Here is a 14,763-nt window from a genome sequence, read left to right on the forward strand (position 1 = left end):
GTCAGCCACCTGCCACTGCGTTGATCAGAATCAATTGCGCATTACTGTCCAGGGGACAACGGCGGTCATGCTCACTGGTCACGGGCATGCCGTCGACGAACAACCCCACGAACGGCAGCGGGTACAGGTCCTCAGAGAAGACCGGGCCAATCAGGTCGGGAAACCGTGCGGTCAGATTGTTCAGTACATCGCTGACACACAAGCCCTCAATGGCGTGTGTTTTATGCTGATCGGTGTAGGACATGAACTGCCGGGGAAAATGTACGACTGCCATGGGTCATCCTTGAACGGCGTCAGTTGTCAGGTCGCTGGAAAACGCATCCAGCCTGGAGGTGATCAGTTTTCCGATTTCGGACAGTTCGGCCGAAGCCTGGAGAGTGGCCAGACTTTTGAGGAAGTACTGGTGCAAGTAGTCAAGTCGTTCGGGACGAGCTCGCACGGAACCGCTGGCCAGCAACCGCTGGTGGTAGTTCACGGCGCTGACCGCAAACAGGCAAGCCAGCAAGACACCCCTAGGGTTCTTGCCGCCGGTTCCTGATGGCAGTATGTAGTCGTTCGAACTGTCCTTGAGCTGGAAGTCGTAAATCTCAGCGATCAAACTGGACCAGATATGGGACAGTTCATGCACCAGTAACTCTTCAAGGTCCGTCATGCTGGTAAACGCGGCTTCGCCCAGAAACATTTGTTGCGGCAGTACGGGATTGGTCAGGCTGACTTGTTGAGTCAGCAACTTATGTATATTAACCGGCAGGTCCAATAATCTGGTCCATTCCGGCAGCAAGGCTTTGAGGTTGCTCTTCGCTTCGGCCAACATGATCTGCTCGGCGTTACCGAGCGCTTGATGGGGCGGAAATGCGGGCGCACCTTCGACGTGCCGGTTATACAGGGTAGTGGCAAAGTCTGGTTGCAAATAGGTGGTTAAAGGTAACTCGCCTCCCTCGATATTTTTACGTACAACGGCGACGAGCGTTAAAAGTTTTTTGCTATTGAACATGGGGTTCACAAAGGGCAAACCATTTATTTCACACAGTATCTCTGATGGCGACATTCTGTTTACCGTCCTCGTCCATGGTTGCAGTTTGAGAAAGTCGATCAAGTCCAGGCTCTTTATTCTGTAGGCGGAAAAGTTGGCCAGGGCGTTGTCTATTTGTTTCTCCGCGACAGGGAGTGCCAGCAAGGCTTCTCTCAAACAATTTAGTGTTCGATGTCCGTACCACATGTTTTTCAGGTAGTGAAGTAGGTGTTGTTCTTGTGCTGACGTAATGATCTGTTCAGTCGTCCACTGTCTTAAAAACTGCCTGATATGAATAAGTGGTTCGCTGAGTGAAAGAAAGGGCTCTTGTGCTTGATGTATCAGGGTCACTTCGTCGTCGGACATGTCCGGATCGCTGGCGAATTGTCGATACACTTCACCAAAGCCTGTCATTCCCAGCGTATCCATTTCACAAGCGCGAATGGCACCCATGGACGACAATCCCCAAATACGCCAACCCGCGCCCAGGGCGTCGAGTATCTCGGCATGGCCGACGGCAGGGTGTGCATGGAACACGCCATCGACAATGGCGAGGTTCGAAGGGGGCGATTGCGCCACCAGGCGTTCGATATCGCCGCGTTTGACGGGCGGGCGTAACACCAGGCCATCACCGCACAGTAATTGACTGTCTATTCCTTGCAGGGAGGGGCCCGCAAACAGCGTGCATGCCTCAAGCGCTTTGTTTGACATACGTAAGTAACCTCGGACCGACCCTTTTCAAACCGGGTTCAAAGGCTTCAAGCCCCGGAATAATGATTCTGACCACGGTGATGTCGTCCGTCGCTTTACTGAGCAAAACCCTTAGCACGGTACTGAGCCCGACGCGCTGCAACCGCTCAATGAGCAACTCCCAGGCCGATTCGATCGTGGGGATCGCGGCTTCCTGGCAGTCGATGGAGGAGTAATCGATCATCTGGTCCTGGGAGGTGGCCACGGTACGCAAGCGTGAGATGGCCTGAAGTTCGGCCGAACGGCCCTTCTTCTCGAAGTATTTGACGCGCTCGATGATGTCGTCCCGGCCTCCGTGGATGTGGCTTAAACGGCTTTGGGCCGCCTCGCAGATGGCCCGGATCAAGGCGATTTCCTTGATGGGATGCAACCCTGAACCGGTGGCCACAGAGATGGGCGCCTGGGAGGACTCTTCCATGATAAAAGCCTGAAAGTAGGCCAGGCCAAAACAGTTCTCGGTGTAACGAACCGACAGGCTCAACCCCGCGTCATTGATTTTATTGATCAGGGCGTCGGTTTCTGCGCTGTAGCGGTCCAGATTGACGAGGCAGGAGCGGTCATGCAGGTGATTAAAGGCTTGAACATCGCGCTCCATGAGTTCGCAAACAGCGTGTACCGAGGCTTCCACCAAGTCATTGCCTGAAGCCAGGCCACTGGAGCTTTCCCCGAAGAGTCGTTGCCCAGGGTTTTCGGGGTAGGGAATGAACACCAGTTCGGCGGGTGCAAGCACCTTTTGCTTGCGCAATACATCTTCAACTTCGATGGCCATGATGGGCGAGTCGGCGTCGGCAGAGAAGCCGTACAACATGCAGAACTGATTGAACGCTATTCGTCCTTCGTGGCTTTCAATGAGTTGTCTCGGCGTGGTCTTTAACAGTTTCAGTTGCGCGGTGTTGTATTGCGCAAGGCTGAACTCGATGGCTTCCATGTACGCGCCTATCTTGGCTTCTGCTGATCTGAGGCCTTTGCCAGCGTTTACGCACAGCGAACCCTTCAATGCATCAGGTCGTATGCTGGCAAACACAGGAATGCCTATGCGGTCCAGCCAGGTTGTGTCGGTCACCCGGGTAATACCCAATCGCGGGGCTATATCGTTGACGATAATCTTTAATGTTTCTTCGGCACTGCGGCGACGAAGGCTCGAACTAAGCCTTTTCATAAGGGGTTACCTTTGACTGATGAAAGGTATAAGCAAGCATCATGTTCGACACAATAGAAAACGGGAGGGAATTACTTCCCTCCCGTTTTTTCAGGCTGCGATTTTTACGTCTTCAGCCAGAGCCAGCGTCAACACGTTGTTGTTCGACTGATGCGCCACAAAACCGGCGTGCATCAGGCTTTCATCGTTCAAAATGACGGAGAACTTCTCCGCGGTTTCTGCGTCCAGTTCAAGCTCAAAGGTTACATCATTAACTAGAAAGTCCATTTTATTTATCCTGCCAATAGTATTGCGTTTGAGAAAGTTTGTTGCGCAACGCCTATAAGGTTTTGCAGATGATGGAGCTCACGTCAAATCAATGCTAGTTTCAAAATGTTGCGATTTTATATGTCCGCGAAGTGCTAGAAAGTTGCTTGAAACATTAGTCGCAATGGTTGTAGGAATGGGCTTACAGATTCTTTGGATAAGTATCTTGCTGTCCTAGGATCGACCTTCGAAATTTCCGTAAGTAATTTCTGAAATTTTTTAAGTTCTTGACGCATTGTCTAAGCCAAGACTAGGTTTGCAGTGTCGGTTGAGCTGACTTCAAAAAAATCCGAATGAAGAATGGCAGTCCCTTCGGTCATTTATAAAGCGGTATGCATTCAGAAGAGTTTCCGAAGGGGCGCGAACATGGGGAATGATCAATTCAGGCCGAAATGGCAAAGTATATGGGCCAAAAATAATGTTTTTGTCGAAGCTGGTTTATTACGTTGCCGCCACCATGGATGGCTACATCGCCACTCAACAGCACAAGCTGGACTGGTTAGAAAGTTTCACGCTGGGTGATGACGCCACACCGATTGTCAACGCCAACACCCGTGCGAGCTTTTGTTTTCGAGCATCGTTGAGCTGATGGCCCTTGTCTCATTGGGCTTATGCCCTTCACTGCATGCCGCTGCGAGGCTGATGGATGACTTTCCGGTCAGCTTGGCAGCGCTCCATGACAAGGTCAGTCGGACCGAACCTGCTTTGCTTCGAGTGTTAGTCGCTGGCAGTGCAGAGCGTCTGACCCCGACCATAAAAGCGCTGAGGCAAGCGACAAGCGAAGCGTTGCGCGTCCTCGAGAGTGCGTGATCAGCCGCTACCTTCTGGGAGCGTGGCTTGCCCGCTATCGGGTCGGGCTGCGTTCGGACGAAGCAGTCGTAAACCGGCTCATGCTTTCTAACGGACATACCGCGGATACCGGTTTTAGGACCGCTTCGCGGTCCAACGGGGGCAAGCCCCCTCGCCACAGTTTCGGTGTTTGACACTAGGACCTGCTCGTCTTCTCAAGCCGTTTCGGTAACCTCGATCAGGCAGTTCTCTTCCTGAAGATCCCCTCCACCAAGCAACCGTCTAACCTCCTCAAACAACTCATCACTCTGCTCCTCAGTGCAGTCCTCGCCATAGCGTTTGCGCAGGCCGTGATGGCTGAGGATCAGGTGCACATCGGCGTGCAGGCCATGCTGTTTCAGGCAGTTTTCGACGCATTGCAACGGGCAGCCGTCCAGCGCCAGGATCCGCCGTCCCGAGCGCGCTTTGTTGACCAGTGCAGCGACATGCCCGCCGACACCGACGATGCAGGACATTTCGGCCAGGCCTGCGCGATCCAGGCGCAAGGCCAGGCTGTTGGCCAGTTGGGCGACATTGGAACAACCGGAGCAGGAGTAGACCAAAGGCAGGGTTGAATCGGGCATGAGGGTTCTCCACTGATGGACTCTGCCAGTGTGCAAGGCTGGCAGTATTGCGCCTTGACCATGGTCAAATCCGAGACTGGCCCGGCTACTGTTGGTACGTGGCCAGATCCTCTTCAGCGAGGATGCAGATATGGCGTCGCTCCATTGCAATCAGGCCGCACTCCACCAACCGATGCAAAATCCGCGAAAAGGTTTCTGGCTGGATCCCCAGTTTCGACGCCACCAGGCGTTTGGACACCTGCAAGACAATCTGGCCGGTGACCGGGTTGCGCTCCTGGAACAGGAAATTAATGACCCGACGGCTCGCACTTACCATGGTCAAGGTATCGATGTCCCGCAGACGCTGGTGCAGGTGAATGCTCATGCTCGTCAGGATTGCCAGGCAGACTTTTGGCTGGTCTTCCAGGGCTTTGCGGTAATGGCTGCCCTCGATACTCACCAGCACGCTGTCCTTCAGGGCGGTCGCGCTCACCGGGTAGAGTCGGGCCTGGCTGAACAGCAAGGCTTCGGCAAAGGTTTGGCCAGGCTGAATGATCTCCACCACATTCTCCTGACCTTCGCCGGTGAGCCTGTACAGTTTGATCTGACCGCTGACCAGCAGGAAAAAACGCTTGGCCGGATCCCCTTGATGCAGGAGTGTGCTGTGACAATTCAGGCGCTTGAGCATGGCCAGGCTACAGACGTCCTCAAAGACCTTCTCAGGCAATTGGCTGAACAAATGATGACGGCGCAAGATTAAAACGATGGAAGGGTGGGTCAGCATGGCGTACCTCCGCTGACGCTTATAGTAGAGAGCGCAGGCCGGATGACCTATGCCTCTGCTGGCCTACCTCCAAAGAGGGATGCCCGTCAGCCCGCACTGCGCAGATGCTCCATGGCCCACACCGCCGCCTCGACCCGCGAGCGTAATCCGAGTTTGTGCAGCAGGTTCTTGACGTGAACCTTGACCGTCCCTTCGGTAATGCCCAGCTTGTGCCCGATGACCTTGTTGCTGAAGCCGCTGGCGATGGTTTTCAACACCTGACGCTCACGCTCGGTCAGTTCCACCACGGCCTGGCGTGGCGGTGAGCGCAGCGCCTGCGCCATGACTTGAGTCAGCCCCGGGCTGATCACCAACGCGCCGTTCAGTGCATCACGGATGTACTGAATCAACAGTTCGGGCTCCATGTCCTTGAGCAGGTAACCGTCAGCATCCAGACGCAGTGCGTCGCGAATATCGTCTTCGGCGTCCGACACAGTGAACAGCAACACTTTCCCGGTGTAGTGCATTGCCCGTAATCGGCGCAGGGTTTCGATGCCATTCATCTGCGGCATGTTGTTATCGAGCAAAACCAGATCCGGTTGCAGCGGTTCAATGAGGCTGAGAGCTTCTTCGCCGTTGCCAGCTTCGCCGACGATCTCGAAATCATCTTCGAGCTCAAGCATCTGGCGGATGCCGTGACGCATCATCGGATGGTCGTCTACCAGCAGGATCGTGTGTTGCAGGGATGGATTCATGTGACGCTACCTTCTGTGTGCTGTCCGAGAAATTCCGGTTGGAATTCCAGTTGGACGCGGGTGCCTTGCGGCTCCCTGGAAAATATCTGCAGTTGGCCGCGCAAGCTGCGCGCACGTTCATCCATGATGTTCAGGCCGTGGTGTTCGCGCTGGTTGACGTTGCCGCTGAACCCACGCCCGTCGTCTTCGACGATGAGCCTGACGGTTTCGCCGTCCTGGCGTAGTTGCAGCCAGGCGTTTTGCGCATGGGCGTGGCGCAGGCAATTGGAAAGCGCCTCGCGGGTGATCTGCAAAATGTGGATCTGCTCGCTGGCCGAGAGCTGAAAGGCCAGCGTGTCGACGTGCAGGTGCACTTGAAATTCCCCACGACGGGAGAACTCCTCAGCCGTGTCCTTGAGCTCCTGCACCAGGCCCGCATCGTGAATTTGCAAGCGAAAGGTGGTCAGCAGTTCGCGTAACTGGCGGTAGGCATTGTTCAGCCCCTCGCGCAATTCGGCGGTGACGGTTTCCAGGGTTTCGACCGGTTCGCCACGGCGCATCAGGGTCTGCATGCGGCTGACTTGCAGCTTCATATAGGACAGGGCCTGGGCCAGTGAATCGTGCAGCTCGCGGGCAATGATCGTGCGCTCTTCGAGCAGCAACAGGCGATGATCCTGTTCCCGTTGGCGTTTGAGCGAGAGCGAGGTGCCAATCAGGTTGGCCAGGGCCTGGATCAACTGGGTTTCCCAGGCTTGCGTTGGATGCCCGTCGACAAAGTGCGCCTTGAGCTCACCCAGTTCGCTGCCCTGGTTGCTGATGCTGAAGGTTTGCGGGTTGGCCTTATGGTGCTTCTGGCAAGTAGCGCAATCGCTGCTGGCGCAGACATCCCGGACGTTTGCGCCATGCAGGGCGAGCAACTGCTGGGCAGGCGCCTGCAAGTGTCCTTGTAGACACAGCGACAGACTCAAGCCGGGCAGGCGTTGCTGGAAACGCCGGATCAACTCATCCAGCCCTTCGGCATTGGCCAGGCGTGTGGCCAGGCTTCGGCTGCTTTGGTACAGCAGCTCCAGGGCGGCATTGGCTTGTTGCAGGTTCAGGGTTTTTTGCTGGACCTGACTCTCCAGGGTGCGATGCGACTCTTCGATCGTCTCGGCCATGGCGTTGAAGCTCATGGCCAATTGGCCCAGTTCGTCCTGGGACTGATGGTTGACCCGCACCTTGAATTCGCCGCGACGAAAGCGCTGGGTGGCGTCCACCAACTCTTTCAAGGGCGTGACAACGCCGTACTGCAGTTCGTATAGCCCAACCAGCAGGACGATCAGGGTGGTGAACAAGGCCAGGCCCTGGATCGCCTGTTGCCAGCCTTGCTTTTGTTCGCTTTGGTGTTGCAACAGGCTGACGAAGTGGTTCAGTTGTTCAATGAACGGCTGGGTCTCGGCTTGGAAAGCGGTGGTATCGCCGCGCTGCAGAGTCGGGAGCAAATCCTCGTTCCAGTATTGCTGGATTTGCCCATAGCTGATTTGCAGAGCGGTGGTCGGCCCATCTTCCAGTACTGCTTTGAGTGACTGGCTGTTCAGGCGGGTTTGCAGGCTGTCGGTGATGCTGGCGATTTCTTCGCCGGTTGCGCCAGCGGCCAGTTTCCAGCTCAGGTGGTAAGTCTCCATGCGCACCGAGCCGGCGGTGTTGATAGCGGCAGCATCGCCCTGGCTGAACCAGGCGATCAGTCCGGCGCTCAATGAACTGGCGAGGGCGAGTACGGCGATCAGGATCACCGCCAGCCCGGCGCGGGCGGGCAGGGAGCTGCGCAACCAGCGCATCATCGGTGCTGATCCGGGGAGAAGGCAGGAAAACTGAGCATGCGGCGCCCCAGAATGCGGTTTTGCATCCCGTCCCGGGTGCGCTACCTCTAAAGAGTTGTCGACGTCTCCCTGTCAGCAATGGCGTTGCTGGAAAACCTTAAGAGGCTGATAAATAAATGGTTTTTAGGTTTTCCTGAACTACCTCCTTAGAGGTAGACCGCATAAGCATAGGCCTATGCCCCCATGGGCTTCGTTGACATGAATCAAGTTTTTGCGGGGTTTGTCTCTCTAGTCTGCCGCCATGGCTAACTGACTGGAGAGCATTGTGACCCAACCGCGTGTAAGACAAGGCTTGGTGCTGGGCATGAGCACGCTGGCCTTCACTGTGTGTTTCATGGTCTGGATGATGTTTGCCGTGCTCGGGGTGCCGATCAAGGAACTGCTCCAGCTCAACGAAACCCAGTTCGGCCTGTTGGCCGCGACCCCGGTGCTGACCGGCTCGCTGATACGTTTGCCGCTGGGCCTGCTGACTGACCGCTTTGGCGGACGCAGCGTGTTCTTCCTGCTGATGCTGGCCTGCGTGACACCGCTGTACCTGATCAGCCACGCCACCGCCTACTGGCAGTTCCTGGTGCTGGGTTTGTTCGTCGGCCTGGCCGGTGGTTCGTTTTCAGTGGGGATTGCCTACGTCGCCAAATGGTTCGACAAGGAGAATCAGGGTTTTGCGATGGGCATCTTCGGTGCGGGCAACGCCGGGGCCGCGGTGACCAAGTTTCTCGCGCCGGCACTGATCGCTGCCGGCAGTTGGCAGCTGGTACCAAAAGTCTTCAGCGCCATCCTTTTCATCACCGCGCTGTTGTTCTGGTTCCTGAGCGCCGAGAACCAGGACCACCGCAGTGCCACGGGCGCCAGTTTGCGTGAGCAACTACGAGCGCTGGAGGACCCTGCAGTGTGGCGCTACTGCCAGTACTACTCGATCGTCTTCGGTGGCTACGTCGCCCTCGCATTGTGGATGACCAAGTACTACGTGCAGGAATACGGTTTCAGCTTGCAAAGCGCGGCGCTGCTGGCGGCCTGTTTTTCCCTGCCCGGCGGTGTACTGCGTGCCGTCGGCGGCTGGATGTCGGATCGTTGGGGCGCGCAAAGCGTGACCTGGTGGGTGTTGTGGGTCAGCTGGATCTGCCTGTTCCTGCTCTCGTATCCCCAGACCCAACTGCAAGTGCAGACCCTCAACGGTCCATTGAATTTCCACATCGGCCTGAATCCCGCGCTGTTCACCGTGCTGCTGTTCGTCATGGGCATCGCCTTCGCGTTCGGCAAGGCCTCGGTTTTCAAATACATCGCCAATGACTACCCGAAAAACATGGGCGCCGTGTCCGGCATCGTCGGCTTGGCGGGCGGCCTGGGTGGTTTCGTGCTGCCGATCCTGTTCGGCGCCCTGGTGGACCTCACCGGCGTGCGCTCTTCCTGCTTCATGTTGATGTACGGCGTGGTCTGGGTCTCCCTCACCTGGATGTACTTCAGCGAAATACGCAAGAGCCCGGTGTTTGGTAAAGCGCTGCCGGTGACCGCTTCCCCGTTTTCCAGCATTGCCCAAGGAGAAGAATATGTCCGTTCTGCAAAAGCCTGACAAAGGCCCGGTCATTCATGACTGGCGCCCCGAGGACCCCGCGTTCTGGGGTCGTAGTGGCAAACAGACCGCCACTCGCAACCTGTGGATTTCCATTCCTGCGCTGCTGTTGGCCTTTGCGGTGTGGATGGTCTGGAGCACGGTGATCGTGCGTTTGAACGCCATCGGCTTCAGTTTCACCACTGACCAACTGTTCTGGCTGGCGGCGTTGCCGGGGGTGTCCGGTGCGACCCTGCGCGTCTTCTACTCGTTCATGGTGCCGATATTCGGTGGCCGGCGCTGGACCGCCCTGAGTACCGCATCGCTGCTATTGCCCTCGATCTGGATGGGTTTCGCCGTGCAGAACCCGAGCACCTCTTACAGCGTGTTCGTATTGATTGCCTTGCTCTGCGGTTTTGGTGGCGGCAATTTTGCCTCGAGCATGTCCAATATCAGCTTCTTTTATCCCAAATCCCAGCAAGGTACCGCCCTTGGCCTCAACGCCGGGCTGGGTAACCTGGGTGTCTCGGTGATGCAGTTCTGCGTGCCGCTGGTGATTACCTTCGGTGTGTTCGGTTTCATGGGTGGTCAACCGCAAGCGCTGCCGGACGGTGGCCAGTTGTGGCTGCAAAACGCCGGGTTCATCTGGGTGCCGTTCATTGTGTTGGTGACGGTACTGGCTTGGTTCGGCATGAATGATCTGTCCAGTGCTCGCGCTTCGTTCAGCGACCAGGCCGTGATCTTCAAGCGCAAGCACAACTGGCTGATGTGCTGGCTGTACCTGGCGACTTTCGGTTCGTTCATCGGCTTTTCCGCGGCGTTTCCGTTGCTGATCAAGACCTCCTTCCCGGACGTCATCGCCTTGAAATTCGCCTTCCTCGGTCCGTTGGTGGGTGCGCTGGTACGCCCATTGGGCGGCTGGCTGGCGGACAAACTCGGTGGCGCGAAAGTGACCTTGTGGAACTTCATGCTGATGATCGTGATGGTCTTCGGCGTATTGCACTTCCTCCCTCAGAACGGTTCGGGCGGCAACTTCTACGGCTTCCTTGGCATGTTCATGCTGCTGTTCATCACCACGGGTGTCGGCAATGGCTCCACCTTCCGGATGATCCCGGTGATCTTCCGCACCCTGCATGAAAAAGCCTCCGTCGGAAAACCACCCACCGTGCGCGAACAAGCGCTCAAGGATGCCGGCAAAGAGTCGGCCGCCGTCCTCGGCTTCAGTTCGGCCATCGGCGCCTTCGGTGCGTTCTTCATTCCCAAATCCTTCGGCACTTCGATGGCCCAGACCGGAGGGCCGGAGATGGCCTTCTACATGTTCGTCGGTTTTTACCTGAGCTGCATCGTGGTGACCTGGTGGTGGTACGCACGTAAAGGCGCCGCGACCCCCTGCTGAGACGACCCGAATCCAACCATTGCGTGGGCGGGGCACAGAACCCCGCAGCAAGCCTGAGAGGACTACACCGTGAGTCATTTACTGGATCAACTGCGGTTTTTCAACCGCAAGCAAAACGAGTTTTCCGACGGTCACGGAGAGACCCGCAAAGAGTCTCGCGACTGGGAGAACGTCTACCGTTCGCGCTGGCAGTACGACAAGATCGTGCGTTCCACCCACGGGGTGAACTGCACCGGGTCCTGCTCCTGGAAAATCTACGTCAAGAACGGCCTGATCACCTGGGAAACCCAGCAGACCGACTACCCGCGCACCCGCAACGACCTGCCCAACCATGAACCGCGCGGCTGTCCGCGTGGCGCCAGCTACAGCTGGTACATCTACAGCGCCAACCGGCTCAAGTACCCGAAAATCCGCAAGCCGTTGCTCAAGCTCTGGCGCGATGCACGGCAGACTATGGCACCGGTCGAAGCCTGGGCCAGCATCGTCGAGGACAAGGTCAAGGCCGACTCCTATAAAAGCAAACGCGGCATGGGTGGCTTCATTCGCTCCAGTTGGGAAGAAGTCAACGAGATCATTGCCGCGGCCAACGTCTACACCATCAAGCAATACGGCCCTGACCGAATCGTCGGTTTCTCACCGATTCCGGCCATGTCGATGGTCAGCTATGCCGCGGGTGCCCGTTATCTGTCGCTGATCGGCGGCGCCTGTCTGAGCTTCTATGACTGGTACTGCGACTTGCCACCGGCCTCGCCGATGGTCTGGGGCGAGCAGACCGACGTGCCGGAATCGGCCGACTGGTACAACTCCAACTACATCATTGCCTGGGGCTCCAACGTCCCGCAGACCCGTACCCCGGATGCGCACTTCTTTACAGAGGTCCGTTACAAGGGCACCAAGACCGTGGCGATCACCCCGGATTACTCGGAAGTGGCCAAACTCACCGATCTGTGGCTCAACCCCAAGCAGGGCACCGATGCGGCGCTGGCGCAGGCGTTCAACCATGTGATCTTCAAAGAATTTCACCTGGACAAACCGAGCGCCTATTTCACTGAATACGCCAAGCGTTTCACTGATTTGCCGGTGTTGGTGCTGCTCAAACAAATGGCGGATGTGGCGCCGGGCGCCGGCTACCAGCCCGACCGCTTCTTGCGCGCCAGTGACCTGACCGACAACCTCGGCCAGGAGAACAACCCGGAATGGAAAACCATCGCCCTGGATGTCAGCGGTGAACTGGTCTCCCCCCAAGGCTCCATCGGCTATCGCTGGGGAGAGAAGGGCAAGTGGAACATCCTTGCTCGTGAAGGCGGCGAAGGACGTGAGATCGACCTGAAACTCAGCCTGATCGGCGATGACGTCGCCGAAGTGGCGTTCCCGTATTTTGCCGGCGAGTCCCACGAGCACTTCCAGCACGTGGCCGGCGATGCCGTGCAATACCGCCGTGTGCCGGTGCATAGCATCGTTCTGGCGGACGGCAGCGTGGCCAAAGTCGCCACCGTGTTCGACCTGTCGGCCGCCAATCTGGCGATCGATCGCGGTTTGGGTGGCGCCAACGTTGCCAAGGATTATGACGACGCTTCGGTGCCCGGCACCCCGGCCTGGCAGGAGCAGATCACCGGCGTGAGTCGTGAGAAAGCGATCCAGATTGCCCGTGAGTTTGCCGACAACGCCGACAAGACCAAGGGCCGCTCGATGATCATCGTCGGCGCGGCGATGAATCACTGGTACCACATGGACATGAACTACCGCGGGCTGATCAACATGCTCATGCTTTGCGGGTGTGTCGGTCAGACCGGTGGCGGTTGGGCGCACTACGTCGGTCAGGAAAAACTCCGCCCGCAATGCGGCTGGTTGCCACTGGCGTTCGGTCTGGACTGGAACCGTCCGCCACGTCAAATGAACGGCACCAGCTTCTTCTACGCCCACAGTTCGCAATGGCGTCACGAGAAAATGAGCATGCACGACGTGCTCTCGCCGCTGGCCGATAAGTCGCAATTTCCCGAGCATGCGCTGGACTACAACATCCGCGCCGAACGCGCCGGCTGGCTGCCCAGCGCGCCGCAACTCAACACCAACCCGCTGCATATCTGCCGCGATGCCGCCGCGGCCGGCATGGACCCGAAAGACTACGTGGTCAAGTCGTTGCAGGACGGCTCGCTGCGGTTCTCCTGCGAACAGCCGGACAGCCCGGTGAACTTCCCGCGCAACATGTTCATCTGGCGTTCCAACCTGTTGGGCTCTTCGGGCAAGGGCCACGAGTACATGCTCAAGTACCTGCTCGGCACCAGGAACGGCGTGATGAACGAAGACATCGGCCAGGTCGGCGATTGCAAACCCGAAGAAGCCGAATGGGTGGACGAGGGCGCGATCGGCAAGCTTGATCTGGTCACCACACTGGACTTCCGCATGTCCTCGACCTGTGTCTATTCGGACATCGTGTTGCCGACCGCAACCTGGTACGAAAAAGACGACATGAACACCTCGGACATGCACCCGTTCATTCACCCGTTGTCGGCGGCCATCGACCCGGCATGGGAATCGCGTTCCGACTGGGAAATCTACAAAGGCATCGCCAAGGCGTTTTCCAGCATGGCGGTCGGGCACCTGGGGGTTGAAAAGGATCTGGTGACCATCCCGTTGATGCACGACAGCGTCGGCGAACTGGCCCAGCCATTTGGCGGCACCGACTGGAAAAGCGCCGGCGTGGCACCGGAGCCGGGCAAGAACGCGCCGAACCTGCATGTGGTGGAGCGTGACTACCCGAACATCTACAAGCAGTTCTCCTCACTGGGTCCATTGCTGGAAAAACACGGCAATGGCGGCAAGGGCATTAACTGGAACACCGAAGACGAAGTGAAATTCCTCGGTGAACTCAATCACCACGAAGGTGACGCCGGGATCAGCCACGGTCGGCCGAAAATCGATACGGCGATTGATGCCGCTGAAGTGATTCTGTCCCTGGCACCGGAAACCAACGGTCATGTAGCCGTCAAGGCCTGGGCCGCGCTGTCGGAATTCACCGGCATCGATCACAGCCACCTGGCGCTGTCCAAGGCCCACGAGGCGATTCGTTTCCGCGACATTCAGGCCCAGCCGCGCAAGATCATTTCCAGCCCGACCTGGTCGGGTCTCGAAGACGATCACGTCAGCTACAACGCCGGCTACACCAACGTTCATGAAGCGATTCCATGGCGCACCATCACCGGTCGCCAGCAGTTCTATCAGGATCACCCCTGGATGCAGGCGTTCGGCGAGCAACTGATGAGTTATCGGCCGCCGGTCAACACCCGCACCATCGAAGGGGTGAAAGGCAAGCGTAGCAACGGTGAGACCGAAATCGTCCTGAACTGGATCACTCCGCACCAGAAATGGGGCATTCACAGCACCTACAGCGACAACTTGCTGATGCTGACCCTCAGCCGTGGCGGACCGATTGTCTGGCTCTCGGAGATCGACGCGAAACGTGCCGGCATTGAAGACAACGACTGGATCGAGTGCTTCAACGTCAACGGTGCGTTGACCGCCCGGGCGGTGGTCAGTCAGCGAGTCAAGGAAGGCATGGTGATGATGTACCACGCACAGGAACGGATCGTGAACGTGCCCGGTTCGGAAACCACCAAAACCCGTGGCGGCCACCACAACTCGGTCACCCGGGTGGTGCTCAAGCCAACCCACATGATCGGCGGCTACGCCCAGCAAGCTTACGGTTTCAACTATTACGGCACGGTCGGTTGCAACCGCGATGAATTCGTCGTAGTGCGCAAGATGGCCAAAGTCGACTGGCTCGATGGTTCGTCCGGCGATGACCTGCCGCGTCCCCTGCCGACCGATATCGAGGAGAACTGAG

At 57.5% G+C, this 14,763-nt stretch carries 12 protein-coding genes and 1 pseudogene; 5 read left to right on the top strand and 8 right to left on the bottom strand.

The genetic code is table 11. The features are described from left to right. Position 1 precedes the first annotated feature (1 nt). From AC1RPZ_RS10995 to AC1RPZ_RS11010, 4 genes are all read right to left on the bottom strand, one after another. A complete protein-coding gene (locus AC1RPZ_RS10995; protein ID WP_493137050.1) occupies positions 2-274 on the bottom strand; it encodes a MoaD/ThiS family protein in 273 nt (90 codons plus the stop codon). A gap of 3 nt (positions 275-277) precedes the next feature. Next, positions 278-1,723 (bottom strand): TfuA-like protein, encoded by a 1,446-nt coding sequence (locus AC1RPZ_RS11000; protein WP_493137051.1) that lies wholly within the window; start codon positions 1,721-1,723, stop codon positions 278-280. Next, positions 1,704-2,921 carry a YcaO-like family protein gene (locus tag AC1RPZ_RS11005; RefSeq protein ID WP_493137052.1) on the bottom strand — a complete coding sequence of 406 codons (1,218 nt, stop codon included), beginning with the start codon at positions 2,919-2,921 and terminating at the stop codon, positions 1,704-1,706. Before AC1RPZ_RS11005 ends, AC1RPZ_RS11000 begins: the two co-directional genes overlap by 20 nt. 90 nt (positions 2,922-3,011) lie before the next feature. After that, complete coding sequence (locus tag AC1RPZ_RS11010) at positions 3,012-3,188, bottom strand: hypothetical protein (RefSeq protein ID WP_477766105.1); 177 nt, start codon at positions 3,186-3,188, stop codon at positions 3,012-3,014. 412 nt (positions 3,189-3,600) lie between these two features. Here AC1RPZ_RS11010 and AC1RPZ_RS11015 point away from each other — a divergent pair, with 412 nt between their 5' ends. Then, complete coding sequence (locus AC1RPZ_RS11015) at positions 3,601-3,816, top strand: hypothetical protein (RefSeq protein ID WP_493137053.1); 216 nt, start codon at positions 3,601-3,603, stop codon at positions 3,814-3,816. Next, positions 3,768-3,992 (top strand): annotated as a pseudogene (locus AC1RPZ_RS11020) (IS4 family transposase); the annotation flags it as partial. The gene AC1RPZ_RS11015 and the pseudogene AC1RPZ_RS11020, both read left to right, overlap by 49 nt. 239 nt (positions 3,993-4,231) lie before the next feature. Here AC1RPZ_RS11020 and AC1RPZ_RS11025 read toward each other — a convergent pair. The 4 genes from AC1RPZ_RS11025 to AC1RPZ_RS11040 form a co-directional block, all read right to left on the bottom strand. Beyond that, positions 4,232-4,639, bottom strand: coding sequence for a putative zinc-binding protein (locus tag AC1RPZ_RS11025; RefSeq protein WP_493137054.1), 408 nt, complete (start codon positions 4,637-4,639; stop codon positions 4,232-4,234). An 85-nt stretch (positions 4,640-4,724) separates the two neighbouring features. Then, positions 4,725-5,402, bottom strand: a complete 678-nt coding sequence (locus AC1RPZ_RS11030; protein WP_493137055.1) for a Crp/Fnr family transcriptional regulator — start codon at positions 5,400-5,402, stop codon at positions 4,725-4,727. An 86-nt stretch (positions 5,403-5,488) separates the two neighbouring features. After that, positions 5,489-6,136, bottom strand: a complete 648-nt coding sequence (narL, locus tag AC1RPZ_RS11035; RefSeq protein WP_493137056.1) for a two-component system response regulator NarL — start codon at positions 6,134-6,136, stop codon at positions 5,489-5,491. Next, positions 6,133-7,935: a HAMP domain-containing protein gene (locus AC1RPZ_RS11040; protein ID WP_493137057.1), complete on the bottom strand. Its 1,803-nt coding sequence runs from the start codon at positions 7,933-7,935 to the stop codon at positions 6,133-6,135. Before AC1RPZ_RS11040 ends, narL begins: the two co-directional genes overlap by 4 nt. 304 nt (positions 7,936-8,239) lie before the next feature. On the opposite strand from AC1RPZ_RS11040, the gene AC1RPZ_RS11045 reads away from it, so the two are divergent. The 3 genes from AC1RPZ_RS11045 (at position 8,240) to AC1RPZ_RS11055 (ending at position 14,762) form a co-directional block, all read left to right on the top strand. Continuing rightward, on the top strand, positions 8,240-9,544 hold the full coding sequence (locus AC1RPZ_RS11045) for an MFS transporter (protein ID WP_493137058.1): 1,305 nt from the start codon (positions 8,240-8,242) through the stop codon (positions 9,542-9,544). Continuing rightward, entirely contained in the window at positions 9,522-10,919 is a 1,398-nt protein-coding gene (locus tag AC1RPZ_RS11050) for a NarK family nitrate/nitrite MFS transporter (protein ID WP_493137059.1), read from the top strand. Before AC1RPZ_RS11045 ends, AC1RPZ_RS11050 begins: the two co-directional genes overlap by 23 nt. Positions 10,920-10,988: 69 nt before the next feature. Beyond that, the gene (locus AC1RPZ_RS11055; RefSeq protein WP_493137060.1) at positions 10,989-14,762 is read left to right on the top strand and encodes a nitrate reductase subunit alpha; all 3,774 of its coding nucleotides are present in this window, start codon (positions 10,989-10,991) and stop codon (positions 14,760-14,762) included. Position 14,763 lies beyond the last annotated feature (1 nt).

It is taken from the genome of Pseudomonas sp. GW822-FHT02D10, from assembly GCF_058802345.1.